At 71.1% G+C, this 25,040-nt stretch carries 23 protein-coding genes; 15 read left to right on the top strand and 8 right to left on the bottom strand.

The window, feature by feature from the left end; translation table 11 throughout:
- Positions 1–126: 126 nt before the first annotated feature.
- The 3 genes from ACT4N7_RS25130 to ACT4N7_RS25120 all read right to left on the bottom strand — a co-directional run bounded on the left by ACT4N7_RS25130 (position 127) and on the right by ACT4N7_RS25120 (position 2,971).
- Entirely contained in the window at positions 127–801 is a 675-nt protein-coding gene (locus ACT4N7_RS25130; RefSeq protein WP_444831309.1) for a FadR/GntR family transcriptional regulator, read from the bottom strand.
- A 163-nt stretch (positions 802–964) separates the two neighbouring features.
- Entirely contained in the window at positions 965–2,359 is a 1,395-nt protein-coding gene (locus ACT4N7_RS25125; RefSeq protein WP_444831308.1) for a mycothione reductase, read from the bottom strand.
- 75 nt (positions 2,360–2,434) lie between these two features.
- Complete coding sequence (locus ACT4N7_RS25120; protein WP_444831307.1) at positions 2,435–2,971, bottom strand: YbhB/YbcL family Raf kinase inhibitor-like protein; 537 nt, start codon at positions 2,969–2,971, stop codon at positions 2,435–2,437.
- A gap of 144 nt (positions 2,972–3,115) precedes the next feature.
- On the opposite strand from ACT4N7_RS25120, the gene ACT4N7_RS25115 reads away from it, so the two are divergent.
- Entirely contained in the window at positions 3,116–4,162 is a 1,047-nt protein-coding gene (locus tag ACT4N7_RS25115; protein WP_444831306.1) for a M48 family metallopeptidase, read from the top strand.
- Between the two features lie 47 nt (positions 4,163–4,209).
- Here the strand turns inward: ACT4N7_RS25115 and ACT4N7_RS25110 are convergent, their stop codons facing one another.
- Together ACT4N7_RS25110 and ACT4N7_RS25105 are read right to left on the bottom strand one after the other, a co-directional pair.
- Positions 4,210–4,542, bottom strand: a complete 333-nt coding sequence (locus ACT4N7_RS25110) for a YnfA family protein (RefSeq protein ID WP_444831305.1) — start codon at positions 4,540–4,542, stop codon at positions 4,210–4,212.
- A 4-nt stretch (positions 4,543–4,546) separates the two neighbouring features.
- On the bottom strand, positions 4,547–5,437 hold the full coding sequence (locus ACT4N7_RS25105; protein WP_444831304.1) for a M15 family metallopeptidase: 891 nt from the start codon (positions 5,435–5,437) through the stop codon (positions 4,547–4,549).
- 132 nt (positions 5,438–5,569) lie between these two features.
- On the opposite strand from ACT4N7_RS25105, the gene ACT4N7_RS25100 reads away from it, so the two are divergent.
- Both ACT4N7_RS25100 and ACT4N7_RS25095 read left to right on the top strand, forming a co-directional pair.
- Positions 5,570–6,352, top strand: coding sequence for a S1 family peptidase (locus ACT4N7_RS25100; RefSeq protein WP_444831303.1), 783 nt, complete (start codon positions 5,570–5,572; stop codon positions 6,350–6,352).
- Between the two features lie 55 nt (positions 6,353–6,407).
- Positions 6,408–6,854 carry a GNAT family N-acetyltransferase gene (locus ACT4N7_RS25095; RefSeq protein ID WP_444831302.1) on the top strand — a complete coding sequence of 149 codons (447 nt, stop codon included), beginning with the start codon at positions 6,408–6,410 and terminating at the stop codon, positions 6,852–6,854.
- Here the strand turns inward: ACT4N7_RS25095 and ACT4N7_RS25090 are convergent.
- Positions 6,826–7,995, bottom strand: coding sequence for an 8-amino-7-oxononanoate synthase (locus ACT4N7_RS25090; protein ID WP_444831301.1), 1,170 nt, complete (start codon positions 7,993–7,995; stop codon positions 6,826–6,828). The two genes, ACT4N7_RS25095 and ACT4N7_RS25090, sit on opposite strands and share 29 nt — an antisense overlap.
- A gap of 75 nt (positions 7,996–8,070) precedes the next feature.
- On the opposite strand from ACT4N7_RS25090, the gene ACT4N7_RS25085 reads away from it, so the two are divergent.
- From ACT4N7_RS25085 to ACT4N7_RS25030, 12 genes are all read left to right on the top strand, one after another.
- The gene (locus ACT4N7_RS25085; protein WP_444831300.1) at positions 8,071–9,057 is read left to right on the top strand and encodes a cobalt-precorrin-4/precorrin-4 C(11)-methyltransferase; all 987 of its coding nucleotides are present in this window, start codon (positions 8,071–8,073) and stop codon (positions 9,055–9,057) included.
- 128 nt (positions 9,058–9,185) lie between these two features.
- The gene (locus tag ACT4N7_RS25080) at positions 9,186–9,977 is read left to right on the top strand and encodes an ABC transporter ATP-binding protein (RefSeq protein ID WP_444831312.1); all 792 of its coding nucleotides are present in this window, start codon (positions 9,186–9,188) and stop codon (positions 9,975–9,977) included.
- The gene (locus ACT4N7_RS25075; RefSeq protein WP_444831299.1) at positions 9,965–10,789 is read left to right on the top strand and encodes an ABC transporter ATP-binding protein; all 825 of its coding nucleotides are present in this window, start codon (positions 9,965–9,967) and stop codon (positions 10,787–10,789) included. Before ACT4N7_RS25080 ends, ACT4N7_RS25075 begins: the two co-directional genes overlap by 13 nt.
- Positions 10,786–12,591 carry an AMP-dependent synthetase/ligase gene (locus tag ACT4N7_RS25070; protein WP_444831298.1) on the top strand — a complete coding sequence of 602 codons (1,806 nt, stop codon included), beginning with the start codon at positions 10,786–10,788 and terminating at the stop codon, positions 12,589–12,591. The genes ACT4N7_RS25075 and ACT4N7_RS25070 overlap by 4 nt, the downstream gene beginning before the upstream one ends.
- An 88-nt stretch (positions 12,592–12,679) precedes the next feature.
- Positions 12,680–13,576: a branched-chain amino acid ABC transporter permease gene (locus ACT4N7_RS25065; RefSeq protein WP_444831297.1), complete on the top strand. Its 897-nt coding sequence runs from the start codon at positions 12,680–12,682 to the stop codon at positions 13,574–13,576.
- On the top strand, positions 13,576–14,673 hold the full coding sequence (locus ACT4N7_RS25060) for a branched-chain amino acid ABC transporter permease (protein WP_444831296.1): 1,098 nt from the start codon (positions 13,576–13,578) through the stop codon (positions 14,671–14,673). Before ACT4N7_RS25065 ends, ACT4N7_RS25060 begins: the two co-directional genes overlap by 1 nt.
- Before the next feature lie 23 nt (positions 14,674–14,696).
- Positions 14,697–15,983 (top strand): ABC transporter substrate-binding protein, encoded by a 1,287-nt coding sequence (locus tag ACT4N7_RS25055; protein ID WP_444831295.1) that lies wholly within the window; start codon positions 14,697–14,699, stop codon positions 15,981–15,983.
- 39 nt (positions 15,984–16,022) lie between these two features.
- Positions 16,023–17,225, top strand: a complete 1,203-nt coding sequence (gene cbiE / locus ACT4N7_RS25050) for a precorrin-6y C5,15-methyltransferase (decarboxylating) subunit CbiE (protein ID WP_444831294.1) — start codon at positions 16,023–16,025, stop codon at positions 17,223–17,225.
- A 7-nt stretch (positions 17,226–17,232) separates the two neighbouring features.
- Complete coding sequence (locus tag ACT4N7_RS25045) at positions 17,233–17,946, top strand: PIG-L deacetylase family protein (RefSeq protein WP_444831293.1); 714 nt, start codon at positions 17,233–17,235, stop codon at positions 17,944–17,946.
- A gap of 598 nt (positions 17,947–18,544) precedes the next feature.
- Positions 18,545–19,264: an alpha/beta hydrolase gene (locus ACT4N7_RS25040; protein WP_444831292.1), complete on the top strand. Its 720-nt coding sequence runs from the start codon at positions 18,545–18,547 to the stop codon at positions 19,262–19,264.
- Between the two features lie 206 nt (positions 19,265–19,470).
- Entirely contained in the window at positions 19,471–20,370 is a 900-nt protein-coding gene (locus tag ACT4N7_RS25035; RefSeq protein WP_444831291.1) for a hypothetical protein, read from the top strand.
- A gap of 89 nt (positions 20,371–20,459) precedes the next feature.
- Entirely contained in the window at positions 20,460–20,861 is a 402-nt protein-coding gene (locus ACT4N7_RS25030; RefSeq protein WP_444831290.1) for a DUF6292 family protein, read from the top strand.
- Positions 20,862–20,864: 3 nt separating this feature from the next.
- On the opposite strand, the gene ACT4N7_RS25025 is transcribed toward ACT4N7_RS25030, so the two are convergent.
- Both ACT4N7_RS25025 and ACT4N7_RS25020 read right to left on the bottom strand, forming a co-directional pair.
- The gene (locus ACT4N7_RS25025) at positions 20,865–21,092 is read right to left on the bottom strand and encodes a hypothetical protein (RefSeq protein WP_444831289.1); all 228 of its coding nucleotides are present in this window, start codon (positions 21,090–21,092) and stop codon (positions 20,865–20,867) included.
- Between the two features lie 252 nt (positions 21,093–21,344).
- The gene (locus ACT4N7_RS25020) at positions 21,345–24,914 is read right to left on the bottom strand and encodes a carboxypeptidase regulatory-like domain-containing protein (protein WP_444831288.1); all 3,570 of its coding nucleotides are present in this window, start codon (positions 24,912–24,914) and stop codon (positions 21,345–21,347) included.
- Between the last annotated feature and the right edge of the window lie 126 nt (positions 24,915–25,040).

Genomic DNA, 25,040 nt, shown 5'->3' with positions numbered 1-25,040 from the left:
CTGCGTCCGCGACTACGAGACCCTGCCCGACCACCACGAAGCCATGGTCCACATCGCCATGATCATGACAATGTCCCGACGACTCGCCCGCGAACCAGACAAGTGATCCAGTTTCAAAATGCCCTCTTAGTCGGCGTCGAGGTCGGCGAGCAGTTCGTCGAGGAAGCCGCGCGCCTCGGCGGCCGCCTTGGTGGCGTCCTGGTCGCGGATCGCGTTCAGCAGGCCCCGGTGGTCGATGTTCGCCTTGCTCGGCGCGGTGCTGACCGTGCTCGCCACCGACGCGCGCACAACCTCCGTCAGCCCCTGGTACAGCTCCGCGAGCAGCGGGTTGTGCGAGCACCGCATGATCGCCAGGTGGAACGCGGCGTCCTGGTCGACGCCGACCTCGTAGTCGCGCGCCGCCATCGACTTCTCGCGGACGTCGAGCAGCGCCGTCAGCTCGCGCAGCTCCTCCTCGGTGCGCCGCACCGCCGCCAGCCGGGCGCCCTCGACCTCCAACGTCCGCCGGACCTGGAGCACGTCGCGCAGTTCGGTGCCCGCGAGCCTGCGGACCGCGCCGGAGAACTCGCTCGTCGCGCGGACGAAGGTGCCGTCGCCCTGGCGTACCTCCAGCAGTCCGGCGTGGGACAGCGCGCGCACCGCCTCACGCACGGTGTTGCGGCCGACGCCGAGCGCGGAGACCAGCTCGGGCTCCGTCGGGATGCGTTCCCCGACCTTCCACTCGGCGCTGGTGATCGCCGAGCGCATCTGCTCGATCACCTGGTCGACGAGGCCTGCCCGTCGGGTAGTGGCCAACGGCACAGCGCCATCCCTTCATCCCACGTTCGGCCCATCGTAGTTCGTCCGACGACCAGAGCGCGGCGCCCCACGCCGTCGCCGAAGAGTCCAGCCTGCCACGAGGTGGTCCGTTCGCGGGCCGAGTCGACCGAGGACGCCCGTATCGGCCGAGTCAACTTCGCCGTCGCTAGGCGAGCGGGAGGTTGAGCAGGGCGTTCTCCAGCAGCTCGGGCATCGCCGGGTGGATCCAGTACTGGCCGGTGGCCATGCTGCGCGCGTCCAGGCCGAAGCTCATCGCCTGGATCACCGGCTGGATCACGGTCGACGCCTGCGGGCCGATGATGTGCGCGCCGAGCAGCAGCCCGGTCGCCGGGTCGGCCAGTAGCTTGACGAACCCTGTCGTGTCCTCCATAGCCCAGCCGTAGGCGATGCCCGAGTACGCCTGGGTCGAGGCCACATACCGCACGCCGCGCCGCTCCGCCTCCTGCTCGGTCAGCCCGACCGCGGCGATCTGCGGCGAGGTGAACACCGCGTGCGGCACGAACCGGTGGTCGGCGGCCCGCGGCGCGTCGGGGTGCAGCAGGTTGTGCTTGACGATCTTCGCTTCGTGGTTCGCCACGTGCTTGAGCTCCCACGGCGAGCTGATGTCGCCCAGCGCCCACACGCCGTCGGCGGTCGTCCGCTGGAACTCGTCCACCTGCACGAACCCGTCGGGCGCCAGCGCGATGCCGCCCGCGGCCACGTCGAGCTGGTCGGCGTTCGGCGTCCGGCCGGTGGCGACCAGGAGTACGTCGGCCTCGACGGTCTCCGCGCCGTCCGGGCCCTCCAGGTGCAGCCGCACGCCCGCGCCAGCCCGCTCGGCCCGGACGGTCTTGCGGTCGAGCCGCACGTCCCAGCGCTCGCGGGCCGACTCGGTGAACCGCAGGCTGATGTCGCGGTCCTCGTGGCGCAGCAGCGCGCCCGACCGCGCGACCACCGTGACGTCGACGCCGTAGGCGGAGAACACGTGCGCGAACTCGGCGGCGATGAACCCGCCGCCCAGGATCACCATGCCGCGCGGCAGGGCGTCGAGCCGCATGACGGTGTCGCTGGTGTGGAACTCGACGGCGTCGATGCCCTCGATGGGCGGGACGACGGGCCTGCCGCCCGCGGCGAGCACCACCCGGTCGGCGGTGATCGTCTCCGGCGCCGACCCGTCGTTCGGGATGATCTCCAGGCGCCGCTCGCCGGTGAACCGCGCGTCGCCCGCGTAGACGGTGACGTTGGCGTTGTCCGGGTGCTCGGTCCGGTACTGCCGCCCGCCGTCGGCGATCGGGTCGATCCGGCCGAAGATCCGGTCGCGGACGCGCGGCCAGTGCACCGCGTCCAGCGTCTCGTCCACGCCAAGTCTCGCCGCCGCGGCCGGGACGCTCGCGAGGTCGGCGGTGTGCACGAACATCTTGGTCGGGATGCAGCCGACGTTGAGGCAGGTTCCGCCGAACACCCCGCGCTCGACCAGCGCGACGTCCCAGTCCGCGAAGCGGGCGTCGAGCAGGGAGTTGCCGGAGCCGGTCCCGATGATCACCAGATCGAAGTGCCGCACGGTGTCATCCAACCCCATCGGGCGCGCGGGCATTCCCGGGGCGGTTCCAGGAGCCGCCCCGGCCACGCATCGCCGTCAGTGCTGGTAGGTCGGGGTGATGATCGCGCGGCCCAGCGTGTGGAACGCCAGGTTGAAGCTGACCACGGCCGCGCTGGCGTCCTGGTCGACGTCGAGGCTGGGCACGTCGACGGCGTGCACGACGAAGTAGTAGCGGTGGTTCTGGTCGCCCTGCGGCGGGGCGCAGCCGCCGTAGTCGCGGCTGCTGAAGTCGTTGCGCACGTGGAAGGCCGCGCCGGGCAGCGAGTCGTCGTCAGTGCCGGCGCCCGCGGGCAGCTCGGTCGCGTCGCCGGGGATGTTCACCGCGATCCAGTGCCAGAAGCCGCCGGGGATCGGTGCGTCCGGGTCGAAGCAGGTGACCACGAAGCTCTCCGTGCCCGCGGGCACGTCGCTCCAGGCCAGGTGTGGCGAGACGTTCTCGCCGTTTGCCGACCCGTGCACGTGCTTGAGGTCGATCTTCTCGCCGGGTCGCACGTGGTCCGAGGTGACCGTGAACGCGCCTGCCTTGGGCAGCAGGTCGTAGGGGTCGGGCGCGGTCGGCCGGTCCAGGCTCATCGATTCCTCCACAACTCACCGATAGTTTCCCTGTCAACCTTAGTGGCGGTCGGGCGCGGGCGCCCGGCGCCGGGGGTTGTGGACAAACGCACACCCGCGTCGCCTGTTCGGCCTACTGTGGACGTTGACCGAGGGAGGAAATCAGTGACGGACAACGAGGTCTCGCGCTCGTCGACGCGAGTGCGATTCCCGCGGATCGGCCCGCGCGCGTACGAACACCCGGCGGACCGGGGCGCCATGGCCGGGCTGCGCGCGGTGCCGGGGGTGGCCGAGGTGCTCAAGGCGGCGTCTGGCCTGTTCAGCGAACGCGGCGAGCGGCTGCTCGCGCTGGCGTCGGCCATCCGGGTGGGGGACAAGCAGTACCCGAAGCTCGACACGCTGCGCGTCGAGTGCGCCGAGACGCTCGACCTGGACACGGTGCCGAACGTGTTCGTCGAGCGGAACCCGGTGGCCAACGCCATGACGGTCGGCATCGACGAGCCGTTCATCGTGCTCACCACGAGCCTGGTCGAGGCACTCGACACCGAGAGCCTGCGGTTCGTGATCGGCCACGAGATGGGCCACGTGCTCTCGGGCCACGCCGTGCTGCGCACCCTGTTGCTGCGCCTGTTGCACCTACAGATGACCATCGCGTTCATCCCGGCCGGTGCGCTGGCTTTACGCGCCGCGATCGCCGCCCTGCGCGAGTGGTTCCGCAAGGCGGAGCTGACCTGCGACCGGGCGGGCCTGCTCTGCGGCCAGGACCCGGCCGCCGCCCTGCGCACCCACGTCTACCTGGCGGGCGGCACCGACCTCACGCAGATCGACATCCCGTCGTTCCTGCAACAGGCCAAGGAGTACGAAGAGGTCGACGACATCCGCGACAGCATCCACAAGCTGCGCAGCGTCGAGGGCATGAGCCACCCGTTCGCCGTCGTGCGCGCCGCCCAACTCCAGCGCTGGGCCGCGTCGGAGGAATACCGCGCCATCCTCGCGGGCGACTACCTCCGCCGCGACGAGGACAGTCCCACCTCCACCTTGAGCGACGACATGAAGTCCGCGGCCAAGTCCTACAAGGAGGGCTTCGCCAACTCCACCGACCCCCTGGCCAAAGTCCTCAACGACGTGGGCGACGCCCTGTCGGGCGCGGCGGGCAAGGTCTTCTCCAAGTTCGGCACCGGCGGCCGAGAGGAGCCCGAGAGCCCGAACTGACCCGGTCACCACCGAATCGGATCCGCGGGGCCGGGGTGCCGACCGCCTCAGCCGCGCGGGGCGTACATGATCAGGGCGACGCCCACCAGGCAGACCGCTGCCCCGATCACGTCGTACCGGTCCGGCCGGAAGTCGTCCATCACCATCGCCCAGGCCAAGGAGCCCGCCACGAACACACCGCCGTAGGCCGCCAGGATGCGGCCGAAGTGCGCGTCCGGCTGCAGCGTCGCGACGAACCCGTACGCGCTGAGTGCCAGCATCCCGCCGAGCACCCACAGCCACCCCCGGTCTTCGCGGATGCCCTGCCACACCAGCCAGGCACCGCCGATCTCGGCGAGGGCGGCGAGGGCGAACAGCGCCACCGACTTCAGCACCGTCATGGCGTCACCGGCCGGTGGCGCTGAAATGCTGAGTGTCCACAGGGGACGACCAGGAGCCGCCCCAGGACCAGCCGATGGCGGCGAACGCGCGGACCACCCGGTCGCCTGCGACCAGCATTCCCGGTCGCCGGTTCGTCCGGTCCACATAGGACGACGCCAGTTCGGGCAGCACCAGGTCTCCCTTCAGGTAGGGGTTGCAGAACGGGTTGACGTCGATCGCGAGCCCGTAGGCGTGGGCCGACCAGGTCGTCAGGTTGACCGCGGGGCGGCACACGAACGCGGTCGTGTTGTTCCCGTCGCCGGTCGGGTGCAGGTCGAGTTCGGGGCGCGCGGTCACCCGCATCTCCTCTAGCGGGAACCGCGCCGCGTACAGCGTGGCGAACACCTGGGTGACGCCGTCCGCCGCCCGCGCGTGCACGAGCATCTCGCCCGTGTGCGGACGGCCGTCGAACCCCCAGAACGACATCGTCAGATACCGCAGCTCAGCGCGCCCGACCGGGCACCCGGGCTGCCAGGTGCTGCGCGCCAGCACGTCGTCCGGCACGGGCGCCATGGTCGCGGCATACCGGCCGTCGGCGGGCGGGGGCAGCAGGTCGGCGGTGGGCAGCGCCCGGTTCGCGAGCACCGCGGGCGTGGGCAGGACCTTGCCGAATCCGTCCGGCCGCAGCGGAAGCGGGGTCGCGCCCACGACCCAGACCGGCGGCGCGGCAGTCGGCGTGGCCGACACACCAGACGGCACGCCAGAGGGCACACCGGAAGGCCGACCAGAGGGCGCGGCGCTGGACGGCGCGGCGGGCGGAGTGGTCGAACGCTGGGCAGCGAGTTGTTCCGGCGGCGTCGTGCAGCCGCCCAGCAGGGCGAGGGCGGCGAGGACGGCGAGCGCGGGACGGTGCACGGCTCCAGCATGCACCAGCCCGAACTCCACCCATTCGAGCGACAGCGCAGAGTAACTATTTCGGGCGCGATTGACCTAGCGTGTCGTGCGGAGCACGGAACGATGCCCGCCACCACGACAGGAGACACTCCCATGGGGGTAACCGCGCGCCGCGTTCTCGGTGCGGCCGCCGCCGTCGCGATCATTGCCGTCCTACTGGGACAGTTCGTGGCCGACGCCCGCGAGCAGATCGTCGGCGGATCGCGCGCCAAGATCACCGACCACCCGTACGTCGTCTACCTCGCCACCAGCGACGGCTACCAGTTCTGCGGCGGAACCCTTGTCGCACCGGACAAGGTGGTCACGGCGGCGCACTGCGCGGCGGCGTTCGACCCGGCCGACATCCGGGTCGTCGCCGGGCGGGAGGACAAGAAGGCCACCGCGGGCGAGGAGGTCGAGGTCGCGAAGGTGTGGGTGCACCCGGACTACGCCGAGGTGGTCGAGGGCAACGACGTCGCCGTGCTCACCCTCGCCGACCGCGTTCGCTACCGGACGCTGCCGGTCGCGGATCCCGGTGACACGGCGCTGTACGCGGTGGGCACGCCGAGCACCGTGTTCGGCTGGGGTCGCACCACGCCGACCGGTGCCACCTCGCGCTACCTGCTCAAGGCCGACCTCCCGCTGGTCGCCGACACCGACTGCGACCAGGCGTACGACGGTTTCGCGGCCGACTCGATGGTCTGCGCGGGCCTGCCCGAGGGCGGCATCGACGCCTGCCAGGGCGACTCCGGCGGCCCGCTGGTCGTCGCGGGCAGGCTGGCGGGCATCGCGTCGTGGGGCGAGGGCTGCGCGGAGGCGGGCAAGCCGGGGGTCTACACCCGCGTCTCGGCCTACGCCAAGGAGATCGCCGCACAGATCGCGCCAGCCAGATTGTGACACCCGGACTGTGATATCCAGACTGTGATATCCAGACTGTGATATCCAAACCCACATGAGTGCGCTGCACCGGGCCGCCGGTCCCGACCTGACCCCGGCCCAGCTCTACGCCCTGCTCCGGCTGCGGGTCGACGTGTTCGTGGTCGAACAGCGGTGCTGCTACCCGGAACTCGACGGTCGCGACCTCGACCAGGACACCGTGCACCTGTGGTGGCAGCCCGACGACGCCGACCGGCCGCTGGCCTGCCTGCGCCTGCTCGGCGCCCCGGGCACCGTGCGCCACGTCGGCCGCGTGTGCACCGCGTCCGGCGCCCGCGGCAAGGGCCTGGGGTCCCGCCTGATGGCCGCCGCCCTCGACCACCTCGGCGACGACGAGAGCGTGCTCAACGCCCAAGTCCAAGCCCAGGGCCTCTACGCCCGCTTCGGCTACCTCGCCGAAGGCGAGCCCTTCGACGACGACGGCATCGATCACATCACGATGCGCCGGGCGCGCAGCGGGTGATCACCTCGACCGCGCGGTCGATCTCGCCCTCGGTCAGGTCCGCGCGCGCCGTGAGCCGCAGCCGCGACACCTGATCGGGTACCGACGGCGGCCGGAAACAGCCCACCCACACCCCGGCGGCCCGGCAGTCGTCCGACCAGGTCAGTGCCACTTCGGGCGACGGCGCGCGGACCGAGACCACCGCCGCTGTCGGCTCGCTCACCGACAGACCGGCCGCGCCCAGCCGTTCGGCGAGGGTCAGGGCGACCGCCAGCGCCCGGCCCGGCCGCTCCGGCTCCTCCTTGAGCAGGTTCAGCGCGGCCAGCGCCGCCGCCACGCTGCCCGGCGCCAGTCCGGTGTCGAAGATGAAGCTCCGCGCGTTCTCCACCAGGTGCCGGATCACCCGGCGCGGCCCGAGCACCGCGCCGCCCTGCGCGCCAAGGGCCTTCGACAGCGTCAGCGTGGTGACCACGTCCGGGTCGCGCGCGAGGCCCGCCGCGTGCACGGCGCCCCGCCCGCCGTCGCCGAGCACGCCGAAGCCGTGCGCGTCGTCGGCGATCAGGGCGGCGCCGTGCTCCCGGCAGGCCGCCGCCAGCTCGGGCAGCGGCGCGAGGTCACCGTCCACAGAGAACACCGAGTCGGTGACGACCACGGCGCGCTCGGTGCGGCGGGTGGCCAGGGCGCGCGCCACGGCCGCCGGGTCGCGGTGGGCCACGACCGCGACCTCGGCGCGCGCGAGCCTGCAGCCGTCGATCAGCGATGCGTGGATGTTGGCGTCGGTGACGATCGAACAGTTCTTGCCCGACAACGAGGTCACCGCGCCCAGGTTCGCCGCGAACCCCGACGAGAACACCAGGGCGGCCTGCGTGCCGCAGAACCGCGCCAGTTCGTACTCCAGTTCGCTGTGCAGCTCTGTGCTGCCGGTGACCAGCCGCGAGCCGGTGGCGCCCGCGCCCCAGCGCAGTGTCGCCGCGGCCGCCGCGCCGCTGACCCGCTTGTCCTTGGCCAGGCCGAGGTAGTCGTTGCCCGCGAGGTCGAGCAGGTCGGACTCGGCCCGCCGCGGCCGGAGCTGCCTGCTCAGCCCGGCCCGCCGCCGGTCCTCGGCGTGCTCGTCGAGCCAGCCGAACACGGCGTCACCAGGGTGGTTCGAGTCGGGGGTCACGCGTGCGAGTCTGACATCGGCGCCGGTTCGGGCCCAGGTCCGGGTGGTCGACGGGACAGGCGATACGGTCGTGTCATGCGTGGCGCGGTGTGTTTCGTGGGTGCGGGTCCGGGTGCCGGTGATCTCATCACCCTGCGGGGGGCGAGTCGGATCGGCGGGGCCGACCTCGTGCTGTACGCGCCGAGCGTGGCGGATGTCGCGTGGCTGCGCGAGCACGTCCGGTCCGACGCCGAGCTGGTCGACTTCGCCCGCCTTTCGGCCGACGAACTCCTTGAGCTGTACCGCAAACTGGCCGCGAGTCAGCGGCAGGCGGTGCGGCTGGTGCCGGGCGATCCGGCACTGTGCGCCGATCTGCGGGAGCAGCGCGAGCTGTGCGCGAAGCTCGGCCTCGACGTCGAGGTGGTGCCCGGCGTGTCGCCGGTGTCCGCGGCTGCGGCGGCGACCGGCAACGCCCTGATCGAGACCGGCGGCGCGGCCTCGGTCGTGTTCACCGGAGCCGAGTCCGACTTCGACCGGGTCCGCGACCTCGTCGCCGCCGACCGGACCGTCGCGGTGCAGGCCCCGGCCGCGCGTGCCGCCGAGCTCGCCGAGGCGCTGGCCGCGGCCGGGATGGCCGAGGACGTGCCGGTCACCGTGGCCTACAAGGTGAGCTGGCCCGACGAAACCCTGGTGCGCACCACGGTCGGCGAGTTGGCCGTGGCCGTGAAGCGGCACAACCTGTGGCGGCACGCCCTGTTCCTCGTCGGCGACGCGCTGCGCGAGGCGAAGCCGCGGCCGGGCTACCTGCCGAGCCCGGCCGATGGCCACGTGCCCGCGCCGCGGTGGGTCAGGCGCTCGACCCGGTCCGGGCCGGGATGGGCGGCGCGCAAGGCGGAGTCCGACGCAGGGGAGATTCCGGTTCAGGAGCCGCGGTCCGCCGACGCCGCCGAGGCCGAGCCGGAGGCCAGGCCCGCGGTGAAGGCGTCCGGCGCCCGGTCGGCCGCGACCAAGCCCGGCACGAAGTCCGCCGCGAAGAAGCCCGCTCGCACCCCGCGCGCGTCCGCGCGCCGGACCAGCCGGTAACACCGGCTGACCTCTGGTAACAGTTACGTCCGGCTCTTGCTGAGGATCACATCCAGCGTCTACCGTCCCACTCCATAAGTGATCTAGGTCACGCACAGGAGCGGCCAATGGCGGCATCGGGTGAACCGATTCTCTCGGTGAGCAATCTGGAGGTCGTCTACGACGATGTCGTGTTGGTTCTGCGCGGACTGAGCATCGAGGTCCCCGCGGGCGGCATCGTTGCCCTGCTCGGCGCGAACGGGGCCGGCAAGACGACGTTGCTGCGGGCGGTCACCGGCCTGCTCGTGCCGCACCGCGGCCGGATCACCAAGGGCACGGTGCGCTTCGACGGCACCGACATCACCGGCGCCGACCCCGCGCAGGTGGTCCGCCGCGGCGTCGCGCAGGTGATGGAGGCGCGGCGGATCTTCGCCGAGATGACCGTGGACGAGAACCTGCGCGCGGGCGCGCACACCCGGCGGTCGCGCGTCGAGGTCAAGGAGTCCTACGCGCGGGTGCTCGACCTGTTCCCGATCCTGGCGAGCCGCAGGCGGTCGACGGCCGGGTACCTGTCCGGCGGCGAGCAGCAGATGCTCGCGATCGGCCGCGCGCTGATGGCCGCGCCCCGGCTGCTGCTGCTCGACGAGCCCTCGCTCGGCCTGGCGCCGAAACTGGTCGAGCAGGTCCGCGACATCGTGGCGCAGATCAACGCGCAGGGCATGAGTGTGCTGCTGGTGGAGCAGAACGCGGTGATGGCACTGTCCATTGCGGACCACGGCTACGTGCTGGAGGTCGGCGCCGTGGTGCGCGACGGACCGGCGGCGGAGCTGATGGCCGACGACGACATCCGCGAGTTCTACCTCGGCGCCCCGGCAGACGGTTCCCGGCGGTCGTTCGCCGAGGTCAAGAGCTACCGGAGGAAGAAACGATGGAGCGCGTGACCATGGTGAGCGAGCCCGCCCCCGCGGTCGTCCCGCCCGAACCAGCGCCGCCGCTGGTGTCGGTGTCCGGGCTGACGCTGCGTTTCGGCGGTGTGACCGCGCTCGACGGGGTGAGCTTCGACGTGGCGCGCGGCGAACTGTTCGCGGTGATCGGCCCGAACGGGGCGGGCAAGACCTCGATCTTCAACTGCCTCAACGGTGTCTATCGTCCGCAGAGCGGCGAAATCCTGCTCGACGGCGTCAGCGTGCTGGGCCGCTCGCCCGCGGCCATCGCGGGACTCGGGGTGGCGCGCACGTTCCAGAACCTCGGCCTGTTCGAGCACCTCACGCTGATCGACAACCTGATGCTCGGCAGGCATCACCTGATGCGCACCGGATTCCTGTCCGGGATTGTCTGGTGGGGCCGGGCCAAGCGCGAGGAGATCGAGCACCGCGCCGCCGTGGAGGAGGTGGTCGAGTTGTTGGAGTTGGAGTCCTACCGCCGCACACCGGCGGGGCTGCTGCCCTACGGCGTGGCCAAGCGCGCGGAACTGGGTCGGGCACTGGCGATGGAGCCGACGCTGCTGCTGCTCGACGAGCCCGTCGCGGGGATGAACGTGGAAGAGACCGAGGACATGGCCCGCTATCTGGTGCAGGTCCGGCGTGAGCTGGGGCTTGCGATGATTCTGGTGGAGCACGACATGCGACTGGTGATGGATCTCGCCGACCGGGTGCTGGCGCTGGACTTCGGCGTCGTCATCGCCGCGGGTTCGCCCGCGCGGGTGCAGAACGACGCCAAGGTGATCGAGGCGTACCTCGGCGGTGGGTCATGACCGCCACGCTGACCGACACCGGGATCGCCACCCTGCCCGCGCGGCTGCTGCAGATCGCCGCCGACCGTCCTGACGCGACCGCCCTGCGGGAGAAACACCGTGGTATCTGGCGGGAGTGGACCTGGTCGGCGTACGCGGACCGGGTCGCGTCTGTCGCGATAGGACTCAAGGCGCTCGGCGTCGGGCCCGGCGACCGGGTGGCCGTGCACGCGGAGAACCGGCCAGAGTGGGTGGTCGCCGACCTGGCCGTGCAGGGGATCGGCGCGCAGAGCATCGGGATCTACCCGACCTCCCCGGCGGCCGAGGTCGAGTACCTGCTCGCGCATTCCGGCGCGCGGGTGCTGATCGCCGAGGACGAGGAGCAGTTCGACAAGGTGGCCCAGGTCCGCGACCGGCTGCCGATGCTGCGCCACATCGTGCTCATGGACCCCAGGGGCGTCCACCTCGGCAGGCATTCCGACGTGCTCACCTTCGCCGACCTGGAGAACCAGCCGGACGCCCGCGCCGAGTTCGCCCGCGAGGTGTCCATTGTGGACCCGGCGAGCACGGCGATCCTGGTCTACACCTCGGGCACCACGGGGCCGCCGAAGGGCGCGATGATCTCCCACGCGAACCTGGTCGCCGCGGGCGCCACGTTCGTCGAGGCCCTTGGCGCAGGCCGCGACGACGAGGTGTTGAGCTACCTGCCGCTGTGCCACATCGCGGAACGGCTGATCTCGGTGATCGACGCGGTGTGGTCGGGCCTGGTGGTCAACTTCGGCGAGGGCGGCCTCTCGTTCCCGCACGACCTGCGCGATGTGCAGCCCACCGTTTTCCTCGGTGTGCCAAGGGTGTGGGAGAAAATGCTGGCCGGTGTGGAGATCAGGATGGCGGACGCCACCCGACTCAAGCGCGGGCTGTACAAGGCGTGCCTGGCACAGGGCAGGCGGATCGCGCCGCGCCGGATGACCGGGACGACGTCGGTCGTCGACCGGGTCGTGCTCGGCCTGTGCGAGCTGCTGGTTTTCCGTGCCCTGCGGGAGAAGTTGGGGATGGCCAGGGTGCGGACGGCGGTCAGCGGCGCCGCGCCGATCGCGCCGCAGGTGCTGGAATACCTGTGGGCCATCGGCGTGCCGGTGCGCGAGGGCTACGGCCAGACCGAGAACACCGCGATCTGCACCATCACCCCGGCGGGCGACGTCCGCCTCGGTTCGGTCGGCGTCGCCCTGCCCGGTGTCGAACTCCGCATCGCCGACGACGGCGAGATCCTCACCCGGTCGGCCGGGGTGTTCCAAGGCTACGTCGACAACCCGGACGCCACCGCTCAGACGGTCGACGCGGAGGGCTGGCTGCACACCGGCGACGTCGGTGAGCTGGACGGGGACGGATTCCTGCGGATCACCGACCGCAAGAAGGACATCATCATCACCGCGGGCGGCAAGAACATCTCGCCATCGGAGATCGAGAACCGGCTCAAGGTCTCCCCCTTCGTGCGCGAAGCGATCGTGATCGGCGACCGGCGCAAGTTCCTCAGCGCGTTGGTCGGCATCGAGCGCGACACCGTCGGCAACTGGGCCACCCGGCGCGGCATCGCCTACACGACCTATGCGGATCTCTCGACCAAACCCGAGGTCCGCGACCTGGTCCAGCGCGTGGTGGACGAGGCGAACGGCGATCTGTCCCAAGTGGAGCGGGTGAAGCGGTTCTGGCTGATCCCGCGAGAACTCGACCACGAGGACGGCGACCTCACCGCCACCCAGAAGGTCAAACGCCGAGCCGTGGAACAGCGCTTCGCCACCGAGATCGAGGCGATGTACCAATGACCCCTGTGCTCATGGCCAGACCTGGCGGTGCCCTTGGGCGCGGTGGTGGCGGGTGCCGTGACCGGCGCGCCGGGTGGGGGCGATCGGGATGATCGCCTTTCTGCAGAACTGCTTCGCGGGCCTGGCCCTCGGCTCCACCTACGCGCTCGTGGCGCTCGGGTTCGTGGTGATCTACAAGTCCACCGGGGTGATCAATTTCGCGCAGGGTGGGCTGCTCGCGCTCGGCGCCTACCTCGGGTTCACCTTCGCCACCGATCTCGCCCTCGCCTTCGCCGTGGCCATCTTGTTCGCCTGTCTGTCGGCGGCGGCCGTGGGGGCGACGTTCGAGCGGATCGTGTTGCGGCGCATGGTGGGACAACCACCGTTCGCGGTGATCATGATCACCATCGGGCTGTTGTTCGTGATCGAACCCGTGGTCACCGCCGTGTGGGGGTTCGAGAACCTGCAGGTCACCAATCCGTGGAACATCCAGACCGTCGAGGCGGCCGGACTCGTGTTCGGCGTGCGCGACCTGTGGACGATCGGGCTGACCGCCGCCGTGGTGCTCGCGTTCTTCCTGTTCTTCCGCTTCTCCGGCTTCGGCCTCGCCATGCGGGCCACCGCGTTCGACCCGGAAGCCGCGCTGGCGCAAGGGATCAGCGCGAAGAAGGTCTACGCCGTGTCGTGGGCGATCGCGGCGGCACTGGCCGCGCTCGCGGGGATCACGCTCGCCGCCGGACCGGGCGGGCTCTCGCCGTCGATCGGGTTCATCGCGCTCGCCGCGTTCCCCGCGATGATCCTCGGCGGCATGGACTCGCCCGCGGGCGCGGTGCTCGGCGGCCTCGTCATCGGGCTCGCCGAAGCGCTGACGCGCGGCTACCAGGACCAGCTCTTCTCCTGGGCGGGCGACAACGTGTCGGTGATCGTGCCCTACCTGCTCATGATCGTGATCCTGCTCGTCCGGCCCTACGGGTTGCTGGGCACCAAGGACGTGAGGCGGATCTGATGGCCAAGCCGCACCGCAATCTCGCCCGCGGGTACGACAAGGACCTGCGCCTGTTCGGCACGCCGTGGTCGAAAACCGGCCTCGCCTTGATGGTCGGCGTCGTCGCGTTGCTGCCCATGGTGGTGCAGGACGACTTCTGGCTCTCCGTGCTGGTCTACGTCGGCATCACCGCCGTCGGCGCGCTCGGGCTCAACCTGCTCACCGGCTACTGTGGACAGATCTCCCTCGGCCACGCCTTCTTCATCGGCGCGGGCGCCTACTGCACCGCCATCGTCGGCGGCGACCTGGGCCTGCCGCTGCCGCTCTGGTTGCTCGCCGCGGCCGCCGTGGGAGCTGTCCTAGGTGGACTGATCGGACCGTTCGCGTTGCGGCTGCGGGGAAACTACCTCGCCATCGTCACCCTCGGCCTGATCTTCGTCGGCGAACACCTGTGGCGCAACCTCAAGGGCGTCACCGGCGGCAACTCCGGCACCTCGGTCGACGCGGCCGCGTCGATCGGGCCGGTCGACTTCGCCCGGATCGAACTCGCGGGCGAGGTGTACTCGCGCAACCAGGGCTACTTCTGGCTCGTCTGGATCCTGGTCGGCGTGATCGCCCTGCTGGCGAAGAACCTCGTGCGCACCCGCCCCGGCCGCGCCCTGCAGGCCGTCCGCGACCGCGACCAGGCCGCCGAGGTCATCGGCGTCCGCGCGGGCCGCTACAAGATCGGCGCCTTCATGGTGTCGAGCGCGATCGCCTCCGTGGCGGGCGCGCTTTTCGGTTCGTACCAGCAATTCGTCAGCCCGGACGAGTGGAACCTGCTGCTGTCCATCCAGTACATCGCGATCGTGATCGTCGGCGGCCTCGGCACGATCTTCGGCTCGATCCTGGGCGCGGTGTTCGTCGGCGCGCTGCCCGCCATGATCGACCGCTACAGCTCGGTGATCCCCGGTGTGCAGACCTCGGTGGGCGGCGACGGCTTCATCAGCGTCTTCGCGCTCAACCAAGCCATCTTCGGGGTGTTGATCGTGTTGTTCCTCGTGTTCGAACCGCGCGGCCTCGCGGGCATCTGGCTGCGCGTGAAGACCTACTTCAGCGCATGGCCATTCTCGTACTGACCGATCCAAGGAAGGGCGTCACCATGCCGCACAACAGAACGGCTCTCGCCGCGGCCTTCGCGGCGCTGGTGCTCACCGCCACCGCGTGCGGCGGCGCGGGCGACAGCGGCACCGGAGGCACCAGCGGCGGCAACGCGGGCGCGCCCGGCACCACCGCCGGGTTCGACGGCACCACCATCAAACTCGGCGTGCTCTCGCCGCTGTCCGGCCCCGTCGCGGTCATCGGGCAGCCGCTCACCGCGGGCAACAAGGTCTGGTTCGACCACCTCAACTCGACCGGCGGCATCGGCGGCAAGTACAAGGTCGAGCTGATCCAGGAGGACACCCAGTACAAGCCGGACGTCGCCGTCCAGCAGTACAACAAGGTCAAGGGCGACGTCGTCGCGTTCACCCAGATCCTCGGCACCCCGTCGACCCTGGCCGTGCTGCCGCAGCTCCGCTCGGACAAGGTGCTCGCCTCGCCCGCGTCCCTCGACGCGCTGTGGGTCCGCGAGGACAACCTGCTGCCCATCGGCGGCCCCTACCAGGTGCAGGCCATCAACGCCGTCGACCACTACCTGACCGACGGCGGTGGCAGCAAGGATTCCAAGATCTGCACGATGATCCAGGACGACGTCTACGGTGAGGCGGGCCAGTCCGGCATCGACTTCGCCGCCAAGCGCTACGGCTTCACGGTGACCAACACGCAGAAGTTCAAGCTCGGCACCGAGAACTACGCGGGCCAGATCCAGGCGCTCGCGGGCGCGGGCTGCCAGATGGTGTTCCTGGTCGCCACGCCGAGCGACGCGGGCAAGATCTGGGGCACCGCAGCGCAGGGCCGCTACGCCCCGCGCTGGTACGGGCAGTCGCCGAGCTACGCGGGCGCCCTGGCCAAGTCCGCCGTCGCGCCGTACCTGCAGGCCAACGTGCTGATCGCGTCCGAGGGCACGGAATGGGGCGACGAGAAGGTGCCGGGCATGAAGGACATGGTGTCCAGGGCGGCGAAGTTCGCCCCCAGCCAGCAGCCCGACTACTACTTCAGCTTCGGCTACAACCAGGCCCGCGCGATGACCGCGGTGCTGGAGAAGGCCGTCAGCATGGGCAACCTGTCCCGCGACGGCATGCTGGCCGCGTCCAAGGCCCTCGGCTCGGTGACCTTCGACGGGCTCACCGGCGACTACACCTACGGCGCCGCAGCGGACCGCAACCCGCCGCGCACGACCACGCTGTTCGCGATCGACCCGAGCAAGCCGTTCGGGCTCAAGACCGTGAAGTACGCCTTCACCTCGGACGCGGCCAAGGCGTACGAGTTCCAGAAAGCGGATATCTGAGTCTCCCGCTGGTTGTCGGTTCGTGATCGAATGAGACACATGACGGCAACCGTGACCGTGATCGGCGTCGAACGGGGCGCGCTGCCCCCGGGCGCCGAGGTGGTGCTGGGCGCGGCCGACCTGGTCGTCGGCGCCCGGGCGCTGCTGGACACCCACGTGGCGGCGGTGGAGCGCACGATCGAGCTCCCCGCCGCCGGGGTGACCGAGTCCATAGTGGACGCGCTGCGCACGGCGGAGTCCGCGGTGGTGCTGGTCTCCGGCGACCCCGGGTTCTTCGGCGTGCTGCGCGCGCTGCGGGCCGCGGGCGTGCCCGCGACGAGTTGGCCCGCGGTGTCGGACCTGCAGCGGATGGCCGCGATGATCAAGCGGCCGTGGGACGACATCACCGTGGTCAGCGCGCGCGGGCGCGACTTCCGGCACGCGGTCAACGTGTGCCGGGCCCGCAAGGCGGTCGCGGTGATCACCGCGCCCGGTGCCGGTCCGACCGAACTGGCCCGCGAACTCGACGGCTGGCGACGCAACATCGCGGTGCTGGAGGACGTCGGCGGGCCGACCGAGAAACTGTCCATAGTGGACGCGACAGAGGCCGAGCGGCGCCGGTGGCGCGAGCCGAACCTGGTGCTGTGCCTGGTGTCGCTGGACTCGGTCGGGCACGACCCGTGGATCGCGGGCGGCGAGCCGGTGCCGCCGGTCGACGGCTGGGCGCTCGACGACAGCGCGTTCGCGACCCGCTCCGGGGTGGGCATCGCCCCGGAGGTGCGGGCGCTGGCCCTGGCCCGGCTCGCGCCGCGGCCGGGCACCCTGCTGTGGGACGTGTGCGCCGGGTCGGGCGCGCTGGGTATCGAGGCGGGCAGGCTCGGCGCCGCCGTGATCGCCGTCGAGCGCGACGCCGGGCTGTGCGTGCGGATCGTGTCCAACGCGGGCGCCCACGGCGTCGACCTGTGCCTCGCCGACGGCGACCCGCCGGAGGTGCTGGCGAGCCTGCCGCGCCCGGACGCGGTGTTCGTCGGCACGTCGCGGCCGGACATCGTGCGCGCGTGCGCGGGCTCGGGCGCCGACCGGATCGTCGTGCTGGTCCCGGAACTCGACCGACTCGGGCAAGCCCGCGCGGTGCTGATGGACGCGGGCTACGCCACCGACGGCTGCCAACTCTCCTCGGCGAGCCTGACCGAACTGCCCAGCGGGATGACCGGGGTCGCGCCCGCGAGTTCGACGTTCCTGGTGTGGGGCAGCAGAAAGTAGGGAAACCATGACGGATCTGGAGCCGATGCCGCAGGACTGGCGGCGGGCGCTGGCGATCGTCGCGCACCCGGACGACCTGGAGTACGGCGCCGCGTCGGCCATCGCCAAGTGGACGGACGAGGGCCGCACGGTCGCCTACCTGCTCGCCACCCGCGGCGAAGCCGGGATCGACAGCATGTCCCCGGCCGAGGCCGGGCCGCTGCGCACCGCCGAGCAGATCGCGTCGGCCGCGGTGGTCGGCGTCGACGTGGTGGAGTTCCTCGACCACGTCGACGGTGTGATCGAGTACGGCCTGCCGCTGCGTCGCGACCTGGCGCTCGCGATTCGGCGCCACCGCCCGGAACTGGTCGTCACGATCAACCACCACGACACCTTTCCCGGCGGTTTCCTGAACATGGCCGACCACCGCAACGTCGGCGCCGCGGTGCTCGACGCCGTCCGCGACGCGGGCAACCGGTGGGTCTTCCCTGAGCCGGATCTGGAGCCGTGGGGCGGGGTCCGGTGGGTCGCGGTGTCGGGCTCTCCCGCGGCGACGCACGCGGTCGACATCTCGTCCACAGTGGACCGCGGGGTTGCCTCGCTGCGCGCGCACGCCGCGTACCTGGCGGCGCTGAGCGGTCCGATGGCCGACGCGGACGCGTTTCTGCGCGGGATGGCCGACACGACGGGCGAGCGGTTCGGCGGCCGCCCGGCGTCGGCGTTCGAACTGATCCCGTTCTGATCCCGTTCCGACTCCGTACCGCGCCAAGTCCAGCCGAAAGTCGGACCCGGTCCGGCCCTACATCGTCGGCGGTGAGGACGCCGACATCGCCGACCATCCGTACCTGGTCGCGCTGACCACGCCCGGCCTGCCCGACGGCGGGGTCGACACCTGCCAGGGTAGCTATCCGTGGCCAGGCCGCAGGGACAGCGGTGTCCCGGCGGCCGGGTGTGACGTACGCAACTCCGCCTATTCCCGGGATTCGCGCGGCCCGTCGAAGTTGTCGTGAAGGCGAGCTTGACGGTGGATTAACCGGCGCTGTACGCCCTGTGGCGAAAGGACTCCGGCGCGTCGGTCCGACCGAGTCGTGCACCGCCGCGAGAACGGTCGTCGCGACCCTCCTCGCGGTGCCCGTGGCAAGTGGACCGTGCCACGCGACGCCCCGGACCCATAAGATCGCCGCCAGGGGTCCGTGACGAGCGGAGAACTTGTGAATGCTGCGCGAACTGTTCGACTATCCCGTCGAACAGTCCTGTTCGGTGGACTGGGTCTCGGGACAGCGGCCCTGCTGGCGGGCTGTCAGGGCACGGCGGTCCCCGGCGGCCCCGGGGAGAACCTCGTGCTCACCAAGCCGCCCGCGACGACGACAGAGCCGGTGACGACGGCACGCAACCTGTCCGCTGGCCGCTACCGCGAGGTCGACGTGGTGATCATCCGCCCGGCGGGCATCCCGGCCGAGCCGATCCCCGTGTGCGTGGCCCTGCACGGCGGCCTGGGCGGCGCCAAGAGCTTCCTCGACCTCGGCCTGCCGAACATGCTGTCCGCCCTGGTCCAGGAGGGCGCCGCGCCGTTCGCGGTCGTCGCGGTCGACGGCGGCAACTGGGTCGGACACAAGGACGACGACCCGCAGCGCATGCTCAACGACGAACTCCCCACCTGGCTCGACTACCACGACCTCGCCAACACCCCGTTCGCCATGCTCGGCATCGGCGAGGGCGGCGCGGGCGCGCTCAACCTGGCCCGCGTCCCCGGGTCCGCCGCCGTCGCCGCGATCAGCCCGACACTGTTCGACACCTGGCCCGACGCCCAGCGCTCCGGGCTGTTCATCGACCAGGAGCAGTGGGAGCGCACGGAACCGCTGCGGCACATCACCGAGATCTCCAACATGGCGGTCGGCCTCTGGTGCGGCACGGGGGACAAGACCTACCTCGGCACCGCCCGCACCCTCGCCGAGCGCACCAAGGCTCCCGTCGCGTCGTTCACCCCGGGCGGCCACGACGCGGCCTACTGGCGCGAGGTGCTGCCGGACGCGCTGAAGTTCGTCGGCGGCTACCTGTAGCTCCCGTCCGGGGCCGTGGGACGATCTCGTGGACCGAACGCCTTCCCTTGGGGGATCAGTGAGCGAGCTTGCGAGGGAACCAGTGTCACAGTGCGTCCGTGGGCGGCGTCCCGGAGCCTGCGAGGGGGCGTCGTGAGCGAGCTTGCGAGGGAACCATCGACACAGTGCGTCCGTGAGCGGCGTCCCGGAGCCTGCGAGGGGACGTCGTGAGCGAGCAGCCCGACGTCACGCCTGCTCCTCGGGAGCGCACGGGCGAGGCGATCCAGTTGGGCATCGTCGCCCTGCGCCCGCTCACCCTGCCCGACTTCGTCAGCGGCACCGTGCAAGCCTTGCGCCGCAACGCCGCCGCGCTGCTGGTCGTCGGGTTCGCGGTGGCGGTGGCCGCGGAATCCTTGCGGTGGCTGCTGACCACGCTGTTCGTCGGTCCGCTGCCGACCAAGGCCCAGATCGAGACCGGCCTGCTGACGTGGGACGAACTGCGCCCGATGCTCGCCGACTACGGCATCCGGTCCGGGGTGGCGATGCTGTTCGCCGTGCTCGTCGCCGCCGTGGTCAACGTCGTCGTGCCGCGTGCGGTGTTCGGGCACACCACGGGTTTGCGCGCCGCTCTCGGCGCGGCACTGCCCGCGGTGCCGAAGCTGCTGGGCCTGCTGCTGGCGGAGGTCGTGATCATCGGCGGCCTCGCGTCGGTCGGGGTGCTCGCGCTGGCCGCCGGTCCGGTCGGGATCCTGCTGCTGCTGCCCGCGCTGGCGGGCGTGGTCTACCTGTCCATGGCATTCGCGTTCAGCGCGTCGGTCGTGGTGGTGGAGGACTCGACCGTCATCGAGGCGCTACGCCGCTCCCGGCTGCTGGTGCACACCGGCGGCGGCTGGTGGCGGGTGTTCGGCATCTCGGTGCTCACCACGGTGATCTTCGGCCTGCTCGCGCTGGTGGTGAGCACCCTGTTCGCCAGGATCAGCGGCGACAGCCTCGTCGGGGCGGCGTTGGCCGCGATCCTGGTCGGCACGGTCCTGGTGCCCGCGAACGTGGTGATCCAGTCGCTGCTGTACGTGGACCACCGCAGCCGCCGGGAGGGCATCGACGGCCTGTGGCGCGTCGCGGGCTGACTGTCCACACAGGAGTCCCGAGGTCACCCGGGAGATCGACGAGTCGTCGTCATGCCCGGGATACGGCTGCGGGCACTAACGTTCACCAGGTGAACACCTCGCCGGACAGCACGCACGTTCTGCGCCGCGGCCTGGAGGGATACCTGCGCGCCGTGGCCGCCGCGCTCGACCTGCCCGCACAGGGCAGCACCTGCGAGATCAGCGACACCGCCACGGCCTACCTCGCCTTGCCCGGCCCGCCGGACCGCGACCTGATGCTGCTGTGGGACGAGCACACCGGCTGGTCGATCGCCGTCGAGCACGGCCCGGCCGAGCGACAGGAGACCGTCGCCCGGCACAGCGCCGAACTGGTGCCCGACCCCGCCGCGGTGGCCGCGTTCGTCGCCGACACCGTGGCAGGGCGGCTCACCGGCGGGGACTTGCCCGCGAAGGGGACCGATCGGTGGGCGCTGGCGGAGCAGCTGAGCCGCTACATCGCGAGCGCCACGTAGGCGCTACATCACCGGGGCGACATACACCGGGCGGGCGTTGTCGGGCGCTTCCGCCGCGGCGTCCAGGCCGAGCATCGTCAGCAGCCTGCGGCAGTCCTCGACGTCGTTGGAGTGGTCCGCGACGGTCAGGGCGGCGCGGCCGCGCTGCACCGTGAGCTGGTCGAGCGCGTCCGCTCGGGACTTGGCGAACTCGTCAGCCGCGTGGCGGATGGGGAATGGGCGGGTCACCATCGGGGGGAGACTCCTTCGATCGGGTGGGCCGGACACGGGCCCGGCGACGACCACGCTGGACAGCGCTGGTCTCGCGACGGAACAGGTGCTGGCCGAGGGGATCGACGACGGGACCGGCTCCTCCACCGGTCCCAACTCTGCGCTCGACAGGCTGACCTTACTCCACGGCCGAATGGCCCTCGCGGACCGAGTACCGAATGGAAAAGCGCCTGCCGGGCCGTCTGGTGACGGCCCGGCAGGCGCGGCTATCGACTAGCTCGTCCGGTCAGGACGGTGCGTGATCCGCACGTTGTTCAGCACCGGCGGCTGCTTTCCGCGCAGCGCGGCCAGTTCGACCGCGATCGACCCTCCTTCTTCGACAGTCACCCAGAACTCGTGCCGGTCGGCCGTGAGTGCGCCGACGCGGCTGAAGATGTCGTAGTTCGGGAGCACCTTCGTCCCGTTCAGCGACACGTCGAACACGCGGCGTGCAGGGGTCTGGCCCGCCCTGAGTTCGGCGAAGTCCAGCTCAACCAGGTACGTACCACCCGGCAGCGCGTCGAACCGGTAGCCGCCCGCGCTCTCGCGCTGCGACTGGAACAACACGTCGTCGTCGGTACCCGCGATCGCCTTCTTCGTGGTGACGATCGGCCCCGGGCTCAGGTAGCCGAAGCCGCCCGGAGTCCACGCCTGGTCGGGAACCCAGTTGTCGGCGTTGCGGTCGGTGAACCCGGTGCCACCCACGTTGACACCAGCCCGGTAGGCGGGCACCACGAGCTGCACCGGCACCGTCAGCGTCGGTGTGCGGCCCGCGTTCGTGGTCAGGGTGACCGCGGCCTCGTGCACGCCCGGCAGCAAGCCCACCGGGTCGACCCGGATCGTGATGGCCTGCGACTGGCCCGGCTTCAGCGTCGACGAACCCGGCACCGCCCACAGCCACGGCGCGCTGTCGGCGAGCGAGTACGTCAGCGCCAGGTCACTGGTACTGCGCAGGGTCACCACCGCGGTCCGCAACTGGCCGGTCTGCGCCAGGAACGACAGCGGCGTCGTGTCCAACTCCGCCTTCGGCGTCTTGAGCGCCACGTTCTCGGCGAGGTCGCCGCTCACCGTGAGCGTCCGACTGCTGGTGACGTAGTTCTCCTTGCTCACCTCGAACGTGTACTCGGCGGCCAGCAGCCGCAGCCGGTAGTTGCCGTCGGCACCGGTGGTGGTCTTGGCCACCTCGGCACCGTCGCGCAGCACGCGCACCGTGGCGCCCGCGAGCGCCAGGGTGTCGTTCGCGTCGGTCACCGCGCCCGAGAGCAGGCCGCTCGGCGGGAGCTTGAACCGGATCGACTGCGCGTCGGACAGGTTCGGCGCGTTGAGCGAGTACTGCAGCGCCACCGTGCCGGTCTGGTTCTCGATACCGATGGTCGCGGAGTTACCCGCCTCCCGCGGGTTCGCGGGGTCCAGACCCCGGTAGCGCAGCGAGATCTCGCCGTTCTCCGACAGCACCGCTTCCGCGTCGATCCGGGTCGTGGTGGCCTGGAAGAACGTGACGTTGCGCCACTCGATCACGAACTCGCGGTTCGGGGCCGTACCGCTGGTCTTGGTCAGCACCCGGCTGGACGCGTCGACCAGCAGGTCGTCCCAGAACGGGTAGATCGCCGCGTTCGGCGCCAGCGTCGTGGGAAGCCCGACGTTGGCGAACGAGGTGTTGCGGGTCAGGAAGTTGATGTGACCGTTGGTGGAGATGTTGGCGTTCTGGTAGGTGTTGCCGTAGTAGAAGAAGTCGAACGGCAGCGGCACGGTGGCCGCGGCGTCGTCCCCGGTCAGCGCGACCGGGGTGTCAGCCTCCACATAGGACGCGGGCTCCAGGACGCAGTAGTGGCCGAAGGAGTCGCGCCTGCTGGGCAGCGTGAAGCCCAGCGTCTCGTTCCCGTCCACGGTCAGGGCCTGGGTCTGCGGGTCCGAACAGCCACCCGCCGACGCCTTGAGCTGGTAGTTGCCCGCGGGGACGTTGGGGATCGAGTACGAGCCGTCCGCGCCGGAGATGACCGACGGGATGGGCGAACCGAGCACCTGCACCGTCGCGTTCGCGACCGTGCCGCCCTGCGAGTCGCTGACGACACCGCTCACGGTGAACCGCGAGACCGGGCTCAGCGCGATGTCCCGGACCACCGTCTGGTTCTCGGTGATCGTGGCCGTGCCGGAGCCGTCGCCGTAACCGAACGACGAGACCGCCACGGTGTAGTCGCCGACCGGCAACGTGGCGGTGTAGAGGCCGCCCGCGCTGGTCGTGGTGGTGCGGTTGCTCGGGCCGGTGATGGTGACCCGCGCGCCGCCGATCGGCGCGGTGGTGACCGCGTCGGTGACGGTGCCGTTGAGCGTGCCCACCGGGCCGCGCGGCGACTGGTCGACCGCGGCGAAGGCGTCGAGCTTGCCCTCGCCCCAGACGTGGTTGTCGGCCGCGGTGCCGCCGCAGGTGACGTCGTTGACGTCGACCGCGGACTGGTTGAGGATCTCCTCGGTGCGGGCGATGTCGCCGACCAGCGTCGGCGCCGCCGACCACATCAGCGCGACCGCGCCTGCCGTGTGCGGCGAGGCCATGGACGTGCCGTTGAACGCGCTGTAGCCGCCACCCGGGATGGTCGAGCGCACGTTGACACCCGGCGAGGCCAGGTTCGGCTTGATGTCGCCGTTCTCACCGGGACCCCGGCTGGAGAAGGACGCGATGTTTCCGTTGATGTCGAACGCGCCGGAGGAGAAGGTCTCCACGTTGTCGCCCGGCGAGCCCGAGGTGTTGCAGCCCGGACCGGAGTTGCCGTTGGAGAACGCCGGGAACATGCCCGCCGCCCGCCACGCCTGCACGGTCGCGCGGTAGAACGGGTCGATCGCCGCGCCGTTGGAGGAGCCCCAGGAGTTGTTCACCACGTGCGGACGCAGGTCAGGACGCGCGTTCGCGCCGGTCAGGTCGGTCGGGGCGAGCACCCACTGGCCCGAGGCCAGCAGCCCCGCGGTGGAACAGCCGCTCGACTCGCAGCCCTTCGCCGCGATCCAGCGCGCACCCGGTGCGACACCGACCTGGTTGCCCGCGCCGTCGTCGCCGACCATGGTGCCCATGGTGTGGCTGCCGTGGTTGTTGTTGTCACACGGCGCCGGGCTGGGGCAGACGCTCGACGGGTCGAACCAGTTGTAGTTGTGGTCGAACGTGCCGCCGCCGGTGTTGCCGCGGTACTTGCCGACCAGGCCCGGGTGGTCGAACTGCGCACCCGAGTCGATGTTCGCCACGACGATGCCCTCGCCGCGCACACCGAAGGTCGACCAGACGTCGTCGGCGTTGATGGCCGCGATGCCCCACTCGACCGAGTTGACCGTGGCCTCCGCGGTGCCCATCGTGGGCGTCGGGAGCTCATAGGTCTGCGAGGCCACGATGCTGCTGACCTCGCCGCGCTTGGCGAGCCGCTCGGCCAGTGCCGAGTCGCCGCCGCGCACCTGCAGGGCGTTGGCGATGAAGTAGGGCTGGTAGTCGACCTTGGCCGCCTCCAGTTCGGCGCGCACTGCTGCCTGGCTGCGGTCCGCGGTGGTGCGCAGAGCGTCGAGCACGGCCTGGCCGCGGTCGTTCCAGTCGGCGACCCGCGACGGACCGGACAGATCGGCCTGCTCGCCGAACAGCACCCAGAAGTCGGCGCTGTCCTTGGCGTCCAGGGCGGTGGCCACGGACTTGTCGATCTTGTTTCCCGGGTCCGCCGCCGGGGGTGTGGCGGCGGCCGGGACGGTGAAGATGCTGAGCATCGCGAGTACGGCGGTGACCAGGCCGAGCCAGGTCCGGCCGCGTGCGCGGTGGTGGGGAGGGTGTAACAACGGGTCGCTCCGATCCCGCGCGGCAGGGTGCAGCGCGTGTTGACCACCGGTAGCCGTGCGATGACTACCGGTCCCATGGACGCTGCCGGAAGTCCGTGGGTACAGGAAGGTGTTCCACCGGGCGTT

Origin of the sequence: Actinokineospora sp. (assembly GCF_052390155.1) — a bacterium.
Taxonomy (GTDB): domain Bacteria; phylum Actinomycetota; class Actinomycetes; order Mycobacteriales; family Pseudonocardiaceae; genus Actinokineospora.
The sequence above is the reverse complement of the archived record's forward strand: the minus strand, read 5'-3'. Positions and strand labels throughout refer to the sequence as shown.